This window comes from Streptococcus sp. Marseille-Q7087 (assembly GCF_965111935.1).
On record NZ_CBCOPJ010000001.1, the window covers coordinates 1,123,672 to 1,138,832 of the forward strand.

General features: G+C 38.4%; 18 protein-coding genes. 1 reads left to right on the plus strand and 17 read right to left on the minus strand.

Annotation, left to right across the window (positions count from 1 at the left end; translation table 11 throughout):
• Nucleotides 1-3: 3 nt before the first annotated feature.
• The 4 genes from rpiA to ACWPVF_RS05840 all read right to left on the minus strand — a co-directional run bounded on the left by rpiA (nucleotide 4) and on the right by ACWPVF_RS05840 (nucleotide 3,581).
• Nucleotides 4-687 (minus strand): ribose-5-phosphate isomerase RpiA, encoded by a 684-nt coding sequence (gene rpiA, locus ACWPVF_RS05825; RefSeq protein WP_414307496.1) that lies wholly within the window; start codon nucleotides 685-687, stop codon nucleotides 4-6.
• 103 nt (nucleotides 688-790) lie between these two features.
• Nucleotides 791-1,720: a peptidase U32 family protein gene (locus ACWPVF_RS05830; RefSeq protein WP_414307497.1), complete on the minus strand. Its 930-nt coding sequence runs from the start codon at nucleotides 1,718-1,720 to the stop codon at nucleotides 791-793.
• 111 nt (nucleotides 1,721-1,831) lie between these two features.
• Nucleotides 1,832-2,512, minus strand: a complete 681-nt coding sequence (locus ACWPVF_RS05835; RefSeq protein ID WP_225750187.1) for an ABC transporter ATP-binding protein — start codon at nucleotides 2,510-2,512, stop codon at nucleotides 1,832-1,834.
• Nucleotides 2,513-2,525: 13 nt separating this feature from the next.
• Nucleotides 2,526-3,581, minus strand: a complete 1,056-nt coding sequence (locus ACWPVF_RS05840) for an ABC transporter permease (protein ID WP_414307498.1) — start codon at nucleotides 3,579-3,581, stop codon at nucleotides 2,526-2,528.
• 369 nt (nucleotides 3,582-3,950) lie between these two features.
• Between ACWPVF_RS05840 and ACWPVF_RS05845 the strand changes: the two genes are divergently transcribed.
• Nucleotides 3,951-4,226, plus strand: a complete 276-nt coding sequence (locus ACWPVF_RS05845) for a DUF3270 family protein (protein ID WP_414307499.1) — start codon at nucleotides 3,951-3,953, stop codon at nucleotides 4,224-4,226.
• Between the two features lie 26 nt (nucleotides 4,227-4,252).
• Here the strand turns inward: ACWPVF_RS05845 and ACWPVF_RS05850 are convergent, their stop codons facing one another.
• From ACWPVF_RS05850 to ACWPVF_RS05910, 13 genes are all read right to left on the minus strand, one after another.
• Entirely contained in the window at nucleotides 4,253-5,587 is a 1,335-nt protein-coding gene (locus ACWPVF_RS05850) for a sensor histidine kinase (RefSeq protein ID WP_414307500.1), read from the minus strand.
• The gene (gene ciaR, locus ACWPVF_RS05855) at nucleotides 5,580-6,251 is read right to left on the minus strand and encodes a two-component system response regulator CiaR (RefSeq protein WP_045615151.1); all 672 of its coding nucleotides are present in this window, start codon (nucleotides 6,249-6,251) and stop codon (nucleotides 5,580-5,582) included. Before ciaR ends, ACWPVF_RS05850 begins: the two co-directional genes overlap by 8 nt.
• A 114-nt stretch (nucleotides 6,252-6,365) precedes the next feature.
• Nucleotides 6,366-8,912, minus strand: a complete 2,547-nt coding sequence (locus ACWPVF_RS05860; RefSeq protein ID WP_414307677.1) for a M1 family metallopeptidase — start codon at nucleotides 8,910-8,912, stop codon at nucleotides 6,366-6,368.
• Between the two features lie 122 nt (nucleotides 8,913-9,034).
• On the minus strand, nucleotides 9,035-9,475 hold the full coding sequence (locus tag ACWPVF_RS05865) for an ASCH domain-containing protein (RefSeq protein ID WP_045615155.1): 441 nt from the start codon (nucleotides 9,473-9,475) through the stop codon (nucleotides 9,035-9,037).
• On the minus strand, nucleotides 9,435-10,319 hold the full coding sequence (locus ACWPVF_RS05870; RefSeq protein ID WP_045615156.1) for a putative PEP-binding protein: 885 nt from the start codon (nucleotides 10,317-10,319) through the stop codon (nucleotides 9,435-9,437). The genes ACWPVF_RS05865 and ACWPVF_RS05870 overlap by 41 nt, the downstream gene beginning before the upstream one ends.
• Before the next feature lie 41 nt (nucleotides 10,320-10,360).
• Nucleotides 10,361-11,089, minus strand: coding sequence for a GNAT family N-acetyltransferase (locus ACWPVF_RS05875; RefSeq protein WP_045615157.1), 729 nt, complete (start codon nucleotides 11,087-11,089; stop codon nucleotides 10,361-10,363).
• Nucleotides 11,090-11,096: 7 nt separating this feature from the next.
• A complete protein-coding gene (locus ACWPVF_RS05880; protein WP_045615158.1) occupies nucleotides 11,097-11,576 on the minus strand; it encodes an NUDIX hydrolase in 480 nt (159 codons plus the stop codon).
• 39 nt (nucleotides 11,577-11,615) lie between these two features.
• Entirely contained in the window at nucleotides 11,616-12,221 is a 606-nt protein-coding gene (locus ACWPVF_RS05885) for a DUF6707 family protein (protein ID WP_414307501.1), read from the minus strand.
• Between the two features lie 59 nt (nucleotides 12,222-12,280).
• Nucleotides 12,281-12,832 (minus strand): hypothetical protein, encoded by a 552-nt coding sequence (locus ACWPVF_RS05890; protein WP_414307502.1) that lies wholly within the window; start codon nucleotides 12,830-12,832, stop codon nucleotides 12,281-12,283.
• A 23-nt stretch (nucleotides 12,833-12,855) separates the two neighbouring features.
• The gene (locus ACWPVF_RS05895; protein WP_414307678.1) at nucleotides 12,856-13,413 is read right to left on the minus strand and encodes an SMI1/KNR4 family protein; all 558 of its coding nucleotides are present in this window, start codon (nucleotides 13,411-13,413) and stop codon (nucleotides 12,856-12,858) included.
• An 84-nt stretch (nucleotides 13,414-13,497) separates the two neighbouring features.
• Complete coding sequence (locus tag ACWPVF_RS05900) at nucleotides 13,498-13,857, minus strand: hypothetical protein (protein ID WP_414307503.1); 360 nt, start codon at nucleotides 13,855-13,857, stop codon at nucleotides 13,498-13,500.
• A gap of 152 nt (nucleotides 13,858-14,009) precedes the next feature.
• Nucleotides 14,010-14,564 (minus strand): DUF4304 domain-containing protein, encoded by a 555-nt coding sequence (locus ACWPVF_RS05905; protein WP_414307504.1) that lies wholly within the window; start codon nucleotides 14,562-14,564, stop codon nucleotides 14,010-14,012.
• A 134-nt stretch (nucleotides 14,565-14,698) separates the two neighbouring features.
• Nucleotides 14,699-15,124, minus strand: coding sequence for a hypothetical protein (locus ACWPVF_RS05910; protein WP_414307505.1), 426 nt, complete (start codon nucleotides 15,122-15,124; stop codon nucleotides 14,699-14,701).
• Nucleotides 15,125-15,161: the final 37 nt, after the last annotated feature.

Below are 15,161 nucleotides of genomic sequence, written 5' to 3' on the forward strand. Positions count from 1 at the left end.
TAATTATTTTGCTTTTGTTGAAGTTAAAATCTGAACGCCATTTTGTCCAGCAACGATGACTTTATCCACCATTTGGTTAAACAAGCCGTGTTCTACAACACCAACGATATGGTCTAACTCTTTCCCAAAAGCGGTTGGTTCTTCAATCACTTTCAAGTCTAAATCAATGATAAAGTTCTGCATATCTGTCACAAAACGTTGACCATCTTTTTCACGGTAGCTCGGTCTATAGCCAGCTCGCTCAAATAGACGAAAGACCTGTTCAGCACCGTATTGAACTACCTCTACAGGCAATTTAAAAGCACCCAGTTTCTCTACCAGTTTGCTTTCATCGACCACCCAAATGTATTCTTTTGAGGGCGTTGCTACTACCTTCTCCATGAGAAGGGCACCGCCACCACCTTTGATACCATTAAACTGACTGTCTACTTCATCAGCACCATCCACGGTTAGATCTACAAAATCCACTTGGTCGATTGATTTAAGGGGAATATTGAGTTCTTCTGCCTGTTTGCTGGTCACACTAGAAGTCGTTACAGCTGTAATCTGTAAACCTTCTTCCTTGATACGACGACCTATTTCTTCTACGAAATAGTAGGCAGTTGATCCCGTTCCAAGCCCGACAACCATACCATTTTTGACGAACTCAGCAGCCTTGATACCCGCCATTTTTTTCAGATTTTCCACTTATATACCTCCAAATAGAGCTACTTCTATTATATCATGAATACGCTTCAAATTCATCCAAATATCAGAAAAACCCGAACATTTTATTTCGGGTTTTTGATTCTTATTTAACCATGTCAGGGTCATAGTCGTAAAATCCAGTATCCAAGAAACGATTTTTAGGGTGAAGTTTGCGAACTTCTTCATCGAGCAAGAAGGCTTGGTCATGTGTAAAGTTACCTTCTTGAATTAAATTGCGCGCTTGGATAAAGAGTTTTGCAATTTCTACAAAATTTTGGCCTGGAGTGTAGAGACCTTCAAGTTTCCAATGAGTGAATCCATGCTCAACTAATTCTGTTAACTTGGTCATCAAATCAAGGTCATTGTTAGCAAAGATATGAGTCCCATGATTGTCTTCAAAAATAGAATAATGGCTCTCTGGGTCACTTGGCTCAGCCAAGAACAAGTCACGTTGACGAGATTTTTCATCATCAATCTGTGTGAAGTTATAGTAGTTTTGCAAGAGCGGACGCTTAGAATGGTGGATAACACTAGCACCATAAACCAAAACTTCTGCTGGAATTTCTAAAATTTCAGGCATTTTGAAAAGTTCAGCAGACGGGATTTCACGCGCCAAAACAGCTTCTGACGCTCCTGCTTTTTGTCCCCAGAAGTTGATCTGACGACTGCTAGTGACCATGGTTGACGCATCATAAATGGTTTTGAAAGAATAGCCGTCACGGTTGACCACATAAAAAACACCAGCGTCTCCAACAGTGATGTAGTCGGTCTTGATTTCCTCTAGAAAATCCAAGAATGGCTTGATACGGTCCATCATGTCTTGGTGCATAAGAGCATTAACCGCGACGATTAATTCCTTACCTGCATCATGAACGATTTTTGCGATTTCACGCAATTCTTCATGACTAAAGATTGTCGGTAGACGAAGTCCAAAATCCTTCTCCCCAACATAAATACGGTCGACACCAGCCTCGAGTAGCTGTTTCACTTGTTCAATACTTTCAGCAGTTGCTGTAATGATAATCTTTTCCATAGAGAAAATTATACCACATTTCTAAAAAATCAGCTATATAGAAAAGTGGGTCTTGTTAGTTCAAATTTTTAAAAAAAGTGAACCGTATCAATAACAGTTCACTTTTTCGTTTTATACTTGTGTCTTTTCAACTAGTCGTCCGTCATTCATAACATAAATACGGTCAACCTTATCTAGCAAGCGAGTATCATGCGTAATCATGACAACACCCCTGCCTTGCTCATGGGCAATTGAAGCCAGCATATCCGTAACTTGATAAGCTCGTTGCGTATCTAAGCTAGCTGTAGGCTCGTCTGCAAGCACGATACTCGGATTATTGTATAGGGCTCTAGCAATTGCAGCTCGTTGGCGTTCTCCACCTGAGAGAGCTTTGGGATAGTGATTTTGGACCTTGTCCAAATCCAATAAACTAAATAGCTCTTGTCGGTCACTTTTTATAGATTTCTTTTTGTCTAAACGGTCAATTAAATCTAATTGCTCCTTAACCGTTAAAAAGGGAATCAGATTTGAAGCCTGGAGGATAAAACCAAATTCACTAAAGCGCAAATCCGTTTTTTCTTTTTCAGATAAATGCCCTGTCTCTTTTCCCTTTACTAGAATCTTTCCACTTGAAGCTTCCTGAAGTTGGCCTAGAGTCGTTAAAAAGGTTGTTTTACCTGACCCAGAAGGCCCCACAATCGCTACAAACTCCCCAGCATTCAGCTGAAAATTGGTCTCATGAAGAGCTGTCACTTTCATATTGCCTTCGCCATAAGTTTTTGTCACTTGAATCATCTCAATTAATGTCGTCATGTCATTCTCCTTATCATTCTGCAATGGCTGTAATTGGATCTACTTTTAGCAGACGAGGAAGCGAAATGACGCCACCTAGAAGTGCCATCAAGCAGATGACCAGGCTTAACACAAAGTATGCCAGCCAACTAGGGTAGAAAAAGAAGGTTGCAGGTAAGACTAGAATAACAGCCCAAATGGTTAATAAAGCCAATCCTATACCCAAACCAGATAAAAGAAAGATTTGACAGAAAAGGGACCATACGATGGATTTTATCTGAATCCCTTGCGCTCGCATAATGCCATAGAGGCCTAATTTTTGAATAGTAATGATGTAGATAAAAATTCCTACAATCAGACCTGTAATGACAATCATAGCTAGAATCATTCCTGAGAATACATTGACCTGAGGGGTATAGCCAGGAATTTTTGAAATCATTTTTTGAATAGAAATCTGCTTCAAGCCATCGCCAGTCACTTCTACATCATTTTGCAATACCAATGCAGAGATAGAGCGATTAGCTTTTGTTGTTCCTTGCAAATTCCAATACGTTGTCAGGCTCGTAAAAACAACAGGTTCCGTGAAAAATTTATTTCCTTTGGTCAAGCCTACAATCTTAAAACTTGTCTCACTCCCGTTGAGTTGAATTGCGTCCCCAAGTTTGATGCCATAATTTTCAAAAGACTGATCCACTACCACTTCTTGGTCATTTTCTGGATAATGCCCTTCAATCAAGGTTGGCGAGATAAAACTGTCCCACTCTTGACCAAAAATAGAGACATTAATCTTATCACTACTATTGACTAAGTTTGTTACAGCAAACATATAGCTTAGGGGAACAGCATCCTCAGAAACCTTATCCTTGTAGTCTTTTTCAGGTATAAAGGATGCAGTCAAATTGTCATTTGCATAATCGGATAGCACAACTCCTGTTGCTTGCCAATTATCGATAGCAACCCTATTATTTCGAACGAGTCCTAAAGCCAAACTGGTCATAAAAAAGACCATAAAAGCAATGAGAAAAATGGTAGTTAGAATTAAACTGTATCGCAGTTTATTCTGTAAAATTTCTTTGATAGCAAGATACATGCCAATCTCCTTTAAGTATTCTGTTGTCGAGGGAACAAATCTCCTCTTCACCATAGCACTAAAGATAGAAAACTATCTCGTCATGAACAACTAGAATCAATTTAAAAGAATCCTGTCCTTACTTCAAAATTGAATTTATTTGCATCTGTGTATGATTTTTATTCGTTTTAACCATCAAATTCCCCCTCGTTGAAATAAGAGAAAAATAATAAAGTTTAAACGGTTTACTCATCCTATCATTTTCTCATCAGCATGTCAAGAAAACCGAAATTAGCCCTGATAACAGATTTTATGCAATTTGTAACCATTCTGTAATAATTCTCTCTTTAAAAAATGATAAAATAGTAATGTACTGTTAAGGAGAGAAACATGCCTGTTAGAAAATTACACCCGTATGAGTTAGAACAAGAAAGTGTAAAAACCGCTCAGTTCCAAGAATATGTTCCAGAAAGTGCTTCTGTCGCTAGTGTAAAGGAAGTCCTATTTTTTGTGAACATTGCTTGCTTCTGCGTCTTTTTAGCTATCTTTAGCTTTTTGTTCTTATCACTAAAAGTCAATACTGTTTTATCATTTGCTTTGGCTATCGGTCTCAGTCTTGTAGCATTGCAATTTCAGCGTACTTTTATCAAGAAAAAATTCAAATAAAAACCTTCGATGAATCGAAGGTTTTTTTATTTATTTTTACGTTTAGATGGTGTTGAGATAGCTAGCTTGACTTCAAAAATAGTTCCATTTGGTTTGTTGTCCTTAACATTGATAGTTCCCTTAAGGGCATCAACGATTTGCTTGGCTAATGACAAACCAAGACCAAAACCTCCCTTTTGACGTGTACGAGCCTTATCAACGCGATAAAAACGATCAAAGATTTTCTTTTTATCTGCTGCAGAGATACCGATTCCATTATCTGCTACAGTTAAATATAGACTGCGTTCTGTCGCTGAAATCTCAAAATAAATATCTCCTTCTTCTTCTGTGTATTTGACAGCATTGTCAAACAAAATCGTCATCAGTTGTTTAAGAAGGAGTTTATCAGTGATGATAGTGCGATGAACACGGTTTTCAAAACGAAAGACGCGATTATTTTCAGATGCAATCATTTCATAGTTGGTAAAGGTCGTATTAAAGAAATCAGGTTCTACTTCACAAAGATCTGGCTTAATCCCATCATCTCTACGTGCGAGATTGAGAAGGTTAGTCGTCAAAAACTTCATATTTCGGACTTCTTCCAAACTCGAAGCAATGCTCTCACTTGACTCCATAATAGTCGCTTCTGGTTTTCTAAAAAGTGTTTCCAGACGATTTTGAAGAACTGCTAGTGGAGTGCGTAATTCATGACTAGCATTTTCCACAAAGCTCTGCTGCTTTTGCATACTTTCGAGCAAGGGCTTAACACTGACACGAGCAAGGTAGAGACTAGCCAAAATAGATAGAATCCAAAAACTTGCCATGACCACCACAATTAACTGCTCGTGATTTTTACTGGTTTGTTCTAGCTGGCTGGTATTTATTAGAACGGCAGCATACTTAATGTTACTTGATACAGAATCAATTTTCATTTCTGTCAAGACGACACGATAAACCTCATCCTGACCATAGCTATTTACAATATGAAGCTGACGAATATGGTTTAAATCCTTTTTATTGAAGGTTATTCTATCTAATCCTAAAAAGCGATTTCCAGTCACTAATTGATTCAGATTTGAATCCAGTAAAATTACTTCCGTATTGGAGCTAATTGTGACTCTTTTATCCGAATTTGAGGTAACATTTCCACCATCTAAATCCTTAACATCTTCTGTTGCACGATTGACCGCCAATTGAATAATATCCTGAGGATTATTGCTCAGTGCTAGAAGTTTCTCATCTACAGACGTGTATAGACTGGAGTGCATAACCTGCAGGATAATCAAGGTCATGGCAGAGAAAATCAGCGTGAATACTCCAAAATTACGGATAAAGTAGCTGAAATCTTCTGCATACCAATTCTTTTTTATTTTATTAAACATGTTTTAAAATATACCCAACACTGCGTAATGTTTGGAGATTCTCAGCAAAGGCTGTCCCCTTTAATTTCTTACGAACTTTTGATACATAGACTTCTACTACGGAGATGGTTGTGTCACTGTCAAATCCCCATAAACGGTCAAAGATTTGGGTTTTTGGTAAGATGACATTTTGGTTTTGGAGGAAATAGACCAATAGTTCAAATTCTTTACCAAGCAGCTCAACAGAGGCATCTTGAACCTTAACTTCATTAGTAGATAGATTGACTGTCAAATCACCATACGTTAAGGTATTTTCGTTAAATTTCCCTGAACGTTTGAGAAGAGCCTGGATACGCATCTTGAGTTCTTCTAAGTAGAAAGGTTTGGTCAGATAATCATCTGCCCCAAGTTCAAATCCGTGTCCCTTATCATCCAAGCTTTCCTTAGCCGTCATGATCAGAACTGGAGTTGAAATACCTTTTTCACGCAATTCTTTTAAAACTTGGAAACCATTTTTTTCTGGTAACATCAAGTCCAACAGAATCAAATCATATACGCCACTTTCAGCCTCATAAAGACCTTCTTCTCCATCAAAAACCTGCATGACATCAGCAAAATCATCCAAAAAATCAAAAACTGAATTTGATAGGCCTAGGTCATCTTCCACTAATAGAATTTTGATCATCAAAAATTCCTCCTTATTAAGCTTATTATAACAAAAATATCTTAAAAAAAACTCAACTTTCCTTGTTTTTCTAGGAAAAGTTGAGTTTTTATCATCTATTTAGACTTGAATGTGTTAAGCCTTGCTATATTGTGCGACTGATGCTTCAACTGCTGCTTTTTCTCTCTTAATCAATTCAACGCGAGCTGCGATATCCTTGATACCCATACGGATATTACGGCTAAGGGCTAGGTCAGAAACTTGTGGCTCAAAGAAAGCTTTGTATTCTGCCAAGCGTTCTTCCGTTTTAAAGACGTTTGAAGGGTAGATAACAAATCGATCAAAGCTCATATCTCCACCAAGAGCACCTTTAATCCAATCCCAGTTTTCACGCGCCCATGTCCAGACGGTTTCTTGAGTAGCCTTGTGTCCAAGGAAGTGGAGGTACCACAATGCAAGGTCTTGTGGTTTGACGATAAATTTATCTTTCCAAGTTGCAAGAAGTGTTTGGATATTTTCAGCATCTGTGCTGTATGATAGGGCTGCAGCTAACTGACGTTTAAAGACTGCATCTGTAGCATGAGTATATAGATCAAGATAAAGAGCTACCAAGTCTTTAGTCTCATGGTGTTTCATTTCATTGATGAGAACTTGAGAGCGAATAGCTGCTGGAAGACCTGCAAGATTGTCCTTATGAGCTGCAAAGATTTGACTAGCAACTTGGCTGGCTTCCTCATCGTTTGAGCGAATCATCATTGAGATTGTCAATTGACGAACCAATTCGTCCTCATCTGCTTCTCCGTCTTTTGCTTCAAATCCAAGGCGATCATAGTTGTAACGAGCGAGCTTAGCAACAAGTGCTTTAAAGGCTTTCTCAGTTTCAGTTCCTTCATCAATAAAGCGCTCAAGAGCTGAAATAACTTGAGAAACCGCAGCAACAACTAGATAAGATTCTTCTTGTGCCAATTGATCCACAACTGGAAGCAAGTCCGCAAATGAAATGTGACCAGCTTCAGCCAACAAACGACGTTCTTGGACGATTTGAAGTTTGCTTGTATTATCAAGTTCTACTAATTCTGAAAGGATAGCATCCAGCAACTCACCTTGATAATCTGTAATGTAGTGTGCTGTGTTTTCGGTATTGAGTCGAAGAGCTGTCTTATTTTCAGCAAGCAAAGCAGCGTAGCCAGGAATTTCAATACTTTCAGTTTCAAGAGTATCTGGTAAACCTTTCCAGTTGCTGTTGAGTGGCACTACCCAGAGACGGTTCTTGTCTTCGTGCTCACCGATGAAGAATTGTTTTTGTGAAATCTTCAAGACATCATTTTCAACTTTTACAGTCAAGACTGGATAACCAGGTTGTTCCAACCAAGAATCCATAAAGGCTGCTACATCACGCCCTGAAGCTTGACCAAGAGCATTCCATAGGTCACGACCAATAGTATTTCCATATTGGTGTTTTTCAAAGTAGGCATGCAATCCTTTCGCAAAATCAGCATCTCCTAACCAACGACGAAGCATGTGCATGAGACGGCTACCTTTAGCATAAACAATAGCAGGGTCAAAGAGAGTATTGATTTCGTCCGGATGAGTTACTTCTACGTGAACTGACTGAACACCATCTGTCGCATCACGTTTAAGAGCTGAAGGAACACCACTTGTTTGGAAATCTTCAAAAATATTCCAGCTTGGCTCGATGGCATCCACACAGACATATTCCATCATGTTTGCGAAGCTTTCATTGAGCCAAAGATCATCCCACCACTTCATAGTTACAAGGTTACCAAACCATTGGTGAGCAAGCTCATGGGCAATGACAAGAGCAACTTGTTGACGGCTGGCAAAGGTTGAGTTTTCGTCCACAACCAAGTAAACTTCACGGTAAGTGACAAGACCCCAGTTTTCCATAGCACCTGATGAGAAGTCAGGAAGGGCGATATGAAGAGATTGAGGAATTGGATATTTGACACCATAGTAGTCTTCGTAAAATTCGATGGAACGAACAGCGATGTCTAGTGAGAATTCAAGGTTAGAAAGTGGATGTGCTTTGGTTGAGTAGACACCTACCAAAGTACCATTTTTAGTTTTTGCGGTAACGCCTTGCAAGTCTCCAGCCGCGAAAGCTAACAAGTAAGAAGACATACGTGGTGTTGTCTCAAACTTCCAGATACCAGTTTCCTTGCGGTTTTCAACGTCAATCTCTGGCATGTTTGACAAGGCCAATTCGCCTTCTGCTTGGTCAAAGCGAAGAGCTAGGTCGAAGGTTGCTTTAGCTTCTGGCTCATCCACACATGGGAAGGCTTCACGAGCAAAGTGACTTTCAAACTGAGTTGACAAAACTTCCTTCTTAACACCATCAACTGTATAGTATGATGGGTAGATTCCTGTCATGTTATCTGTGATTTTACCTGAAAAAGCGATAACTAATTCAACTGAACCTGCTTGCGCAAGTTCGATATGAAGGGCTTCGTTTTCGTTATCTACTGTAAATGGACGAGCTTGGCCTGCTACTTCAACAGAAGCAATCTCTAGGTCTTTTTGGTGAAGGGAAATACGGTCACTTTTAGCTTGACCAGTGATAGACACTTTTCCTGAAAAAGTCTTGGTCTCACGACTCAAGTCTAAAAATAAATCATAATGTTCAGGAACAAATTTTTCAATATAATGTTCTACTGCTTGCATCATTTTCTCCTATTCTAAATTTCTGAGCAAATGCTCTAGTTCAAACATACCTATTTTATCATATTTTAAGTCAGAAAAAAGCTTTGGACGGTGATTTCCAAAACTTTCTTCCTTCTAGTAGTCTACAGAGGGTAGACCTTGCGAAATTCTTCCAAAACAATCTTGCTGTCAGGTGTAAAAGCCAAACCTGCTTCTCCTAACCAGTCTTTGAAAAAGTCTTCATGAACCTGACGCCAGTAGGCCAGTGATTTGTCTCCTTCACCTTCCTTGTAGGCATGGTCGGCTGAAACCTGATGGAAAGGCTGAACGGAAACCTTGGTAATTTCGACGATGCAAACAGCTTGATCTTGACTGTCTAAAATGACATCAAAGGTCCCTTCTTGGGGAAGGGGTTCGTCCTCTACTGCGTAGAGGTCGTAAGCTGAGGCTGTTGCTGTTTTTTCGCCTCTTAGAACCAAGTCAGCCAAGAGATCTGCCTCTACTCCAAAAGCCCAGGCATCTATCTCATCTCCGATAGAGGGGTTAATTTGCTTGTAGGCATTCCACATTTCTTGCGGTGTCATGGGTTCTCCTTTGTAATTTTTTACTTTCTTTTTTTATATGTTTAAGATGGTCTGGATGGTCAATTTCTAAATCAAAAATCTCTGGAATAGAGCTGTAATGGAGAATACATTCGATACCCATCTGATTCATTTTTTGTATGAAAGAAGTATTCAGATAGCCTGCTACAGCAAAATCAATCTTGTTCTTCCTTGCTTTATCCTGCATCTGTCTCAACATATCTAACATAATTGGACTTTCCATATCATGCCATTGACTGTTTCTCACAGTCGCAAAAATAAAAGAAGTTAAATCATTCATTCCAACTACAATCTTTGAAATACCAGTTTCCAGTATCCTGTCCAAGTCGAAATAAGCTGATGGTAATTCAATCATCGTGCCGACTTTCCCGGTAAAACCATACTGACGCAATACTGTAATAGCTTGTTTTAATTGTTCGGCATCATTGACAAAAGGAAAAATAATAGACAGATTGGGATTGGTTTGAAAAACTTCTGTAACAACATTTGTCTCAGCCTGAAATTCATCTGGACACGCCAACAAACGCCTGATACCTCTGTATCCAAATAAGGGGTGACGTTCGTCAAAATACTCTTTAGTCCCGTCTAGACTATTTGCTTCTGCATTTGTTAACTCTGAAAAGCGATACCAGACTTCTTCATCTGAGTACAAATGACAAATAGTGTCTAGATAATCTTTCACAAATTGCTGACAATTTGGTAATAGTATGTTTTTGTTAAGTTCTCTCAACAAGTATTCCCCACGAATCAAGCCGACGTGGTGCAATAAATGGGGATAAACTTTTTCAACAATTTTTTCGCCACTAAGAGCTAGTTGATTTTGCATGTTCATTCACCTCGTCTTAAAAGATACAATATCAGATATCATTATACGACACTTTCCTTTAGTTCAAAAGCTTCATAAGGTTCAACTAACTCATATCCTAAAAATTCTGCTACTTTTTTGGAAGCCTCGTTATGAGCATCCCAAAGTAGAAACATATCTCTATTTAAACTCTCTAGAATCATTGCAGCACCAAGTTTTTTAGCAAATCCATTTCCTTGTTTGTCTGGTCTAGTTGCAACTTCCACTTCAACTGCTCCGTGGTAAACTAACCCTGAGGAAATCCCAGCAATCACTTCATTATTTTTAAGAATCACAAAGCCAAATCCACCTTTTAAAGCAAAATCCTGGTAGGACTCAAAATCCCCCTGTAAATCTTGTGACCATTCTTCCTCAGAAAGGCAGTTATAAATACGATTATCAATAGGCACAATATTGTAACCTTCCTCTATATGAGTAACTAGATCATTTAGAAGTTCAACTTGAAAATTTGCCTTATCCTTAAAAGAATAGCGAGTAAAAGAAATTAACCCACCTTGCCGATGCAGAAAATCTTGCCACTTAGTGTCTTCTGAAATAATAATCTTATAATCTAAACCATATTGCCTAACAAAATCTTCCCAAAATCTGGAATCCAACTCCCCTGCTAGGTATAGAAAATTCCCAATATCATAAAAGCTCGTTGTCCTATCACTGTTTCGATAAACAGTACCGATTTGAGATTTAAGTCCATAGAGAACCATATATTTCTTCCATGTTTTAAATAGTTCCATTATCCCTCTATTTCACCTTCCAATTTCTATAGCTTGTCCGTTCTAATTCTGGAAATCCTCGTAACTCTGCCTCCACCTTCAATACTAAGGGTGAGGCATTTTCTAGGGTAATCTGCTCAATAGGGACCCAAATTGCATTTGCTGAATCATTTCTTCCATCAAGAACCTCCTGAGGAAGAGATTGTTGAGAGCTCTCGAAATCGAGTACGATATCATAAAAGGCCATGATATGATGCACAGCGAAATCTTGCCCTTCTTCTTGAACCAGCACATCATACATCCTAGGATTTAAATAACAGCTAAGCGTATAGCCTGTCTCCTCCAGAACCTCTCTCTTGAGGGTTTCAGTCAACCCTTCACCTGCTTCCTGACTACCACCCGGTAGATCAAAACGACGCTGATAAGGCCCTCTCGTTTTCTCAATGCAGAGTAATTTTCCTTTCTCATAGCAAATGCCATAGACACCAAAGTGATTTTTGATTTCCATATTCCATTCTTTCTAAAAGTCAAAGATTGCTAGCTCACCTTATCCCTTAAAAGGAAAGAGGCTATAGATTTCATGTTCCTTGATATACTTCTTCAGTATCTCCATATTCTCTTCAATTTTTGCCTGAATATCTGTCTCTTCACACATTGACTCAGCAATAAAGAGGTGAATCTTCAATAAATCTGTCAAGTATAGCAGACGACGTTCCATTTCTGATTCAAGACTTGAAGCTTGCTCGATTTTTGCAAGCTTTTGCTCCAAGCTATCACAATTCAAAAATCTCTGATGAACTTTCCTTCTTATGTTTTGAGTGGATTCCTCCCCTTGTTCTAATGGGGATAAAAGAAGCTTTTTATAGACGAATACCTGATTTTCTGCCTCTCTTTCCAGATAGGCCAATAAAACCAGAGAACTATCAATAAAGGTCCAAGTGTTATAATTTCCTTCAAATGGGACTTGTATGACACTCTCCAACAATTTCTTAGCCATTTCCTCTTGATCATCCAGATAAAGTAAATAGGCCAGATGATTTAGCGATTCGAGATAGCTAGCTTGGGTCTTCTTATTCTTTTTGGGGACCCAGTTTAAATACGATACTAACTCAAGATCATTTTCAACCTCTTCGATGAGTTCTTTCACATCCATTTCTTTTCTCCTATCCAATTCACTTTGTGTTACTAAGAAAGGCTTTTCTCAGATTAATTTTACCGAAATAGATATTCTTTTGCTGTTGTTTGGACGCTTGGAGAAAGGTAGCTCTCTATCAAGTCACCTGTCCCAGCAATATATTCCTCCAGAGGGACATCTTCTCTTTGGCCCCAGAAATTTGAAAAAGCAAAATAGAACTCAAAAAACTCCGTCAAACTTTCACTGAGTTTGTAATAATTACATTCTCCAGGTATCCAAGCGTAAACAGGAGATTTTTCATCACTTATATCGCAGAAAAGAATGTCATCTATATCTGTAACAGCGAATATCTGGTATTGCCCCTCAGTAAACTGAGGATCATCTTGTAAGGCCCAGCATTCAACCGTCCTTGCATGAGAATCTAATGGCAACAAAATGATATTAAAACTATCATTAGCAAAATACAAATTCTTTTCAAATGCTATGTGTTGATAATAATCAAGTAATTCTCCTGTCAAATCTGATGACTGGATCCTCAATTTTTCATCTGAAAAACTCACCGATTGGGGGATAAACGTTGTTTCCTCATAGAGTTTAATGATCTTTTTTAATACAGTAACTACTGTCATTTTTCTCTCCTCGGTCATTCGTATTACGTCTCCTTTAAGAATTCCAGCCATATCTTCACATCTGGATTTATCTCATGTGCTACCTCAGCATGCTTTCTATAATCCATATCCAAATAACCTCCATCATTACGGAAAATAATACCTTGGTCATAACATACTTTAAAGGTTGTGAGCATGGATTTCAATGACCGATATTCGACCTGGGCCTCTTCTTCAAATACATAAAAACCAAGAATTTGTCCCTGAGCTTCTGGAGCCAGGATCATGGCATAAAAATCTCCCCCTCCACTGGCAAAAATTGGGAACCAAAATTTGTTCCAAACATCCCTTGCTCTTAGTTCCATGTAGGTCTGGATACTTTCTTCCAGAGACATCAAATAAAAACCAGGAAAAAATGCCAGCTCACCGAGTGTGACTCCCTCACTGTTTTTTGATCCATTTCTCCAAGCATAAAGGGCATGCAAGTCTTGGTTTGGTTGCAATGGGATTTCCTCAAATAATTCTTGAATTTTTTGAGAAGATAGTCCCGGATTTAGATGATCTACACAAGGATGATCTAGCTGTTGGAGACTTTTTTCAATCTCATTTAATAATTAGGTAATCGTTTCCATTTGTTCTCCTTACCTTGTAGTTCAGTACCTTCGCCCCTAACAAAGAGCTTGCGATTATTCAATCCCATCCTCTTTATTATAGTCTATCATGCATTTTACCGCATATTCTACCCATTCCCAAAAATCGTTAAATTCTTTTCGTTGCTCCCATCCTTCGGCAGCAAAATCATGAATGAGTTGGACCTTATTGCCCTTTCCTATTTCAAAACAAGCTGTATCATCACAATCTCCTCTTTTAGCAAATGGAATCAACTTTCTGCTTGGATACCTTTCCTGCAATCCCTTGTACAGAGATAGGGCCCATTCTGAATCCAACAGATACCAACAATCAAAATCAACTAAATTGAGTTCAATCAATTTTTTAAACGATTCAGGATACTGAAATATCCTTTCGTCCAGTAAATAGTTCTTCATCTCTTATTTCCTTTTTGGTACAAGACTGACATAGAATGCCAGCTCAAGATTATTATCAAGGTCTTAGATTAGTTCATTAAGATACATCTATTTTCCCCTACCGGTTTCTTTCGTCAGGATATTGATCAGTAAATCTTCACTTTCACTCCACCCTAATAAGTAGTTTTAATTATTTCTCCCGAACGAATATAGGTTTTAAAGAAGTTTTTAGGAACAGAAGCAATCTTAGGTGTAATGGATAAGCCATAGTTTGCAAAATCTAAAGCCAACTTCTTAGAATCGATTGAATCATAATACTCAACATACAATCTGCATAAGTTCACTTTGGTGATAGAGAATTGTTTTAACAACCAATCCTTCTCAAGATCCTTCTCGGGATCTATGCTCGAAAATACGGTAGGATACGACGCATACTGAGCAGTAAAATCAATGGCCTCTTGGACAGCCTTTTCCAATTCAGCTTGATCCATGCCATTTCTATAATCGATAGAACCTAATCGCGTCCGTAAAGCACAATCCACTTCTTCTAACAGTCCCGCGTCCAGAAAGAGGGGGTGAAGGCCAACATTCACAAAATAGGCACTACCATCTGATTTTCGTTGAAAATAGATGACCGTATAAAAATCATGATCAATTTTATAATAGTTATGGGTTCGCTTTAGTCGCGAAAAGCCATTTTTTACGAAGAGTTCTTTGGCCTCTTTCATTTTTTTACCTCTCTTCTAACAGGATGTGGAGAGTTCCTCATTGCACTTTACTAGGAATCTAAATGGATATAGGTGATTCCTATAATTCCTTGCGATTGCATGGGTTATTGACGATTTCCATCCATTCTACACAACTAGTCTAAAATCGTTCCTAAAATCATCTTATTTTGCTCGGATAGCTGAAAGTTATCCATGAAATAGGGCAAAAAGTCATCAAGCAAGGGATGCCTAAGCCCGTCGATTGGGAGGCCTCTTTTCTGACGTTCTTTTAGTAAAACTAAGATTTCAATTGGGAAATATTGCCATAGTAAGGTATTGAAGTCTACTAAATGACTATCTCTGGTGTTCGCTAAATGATAATCACACATGGATAAAATTGTTTCTCTAAAAACATCAACATCCTCTGAAAAAATAGTATCCATAACCTGTTTATAGACATCATTCACATTTTGATAAGGATTCGTGTCCAAGGGTTGATATTTGGCATCACAAGCATTCTCCAGTAGGTTAGTAAGTCGATTACTCTTCCCATTTCCATAAAGAAAAACGACTAAAGGCAATAAACTCTTGGCTGAAAAGAAAATAACTTTTTTCCCT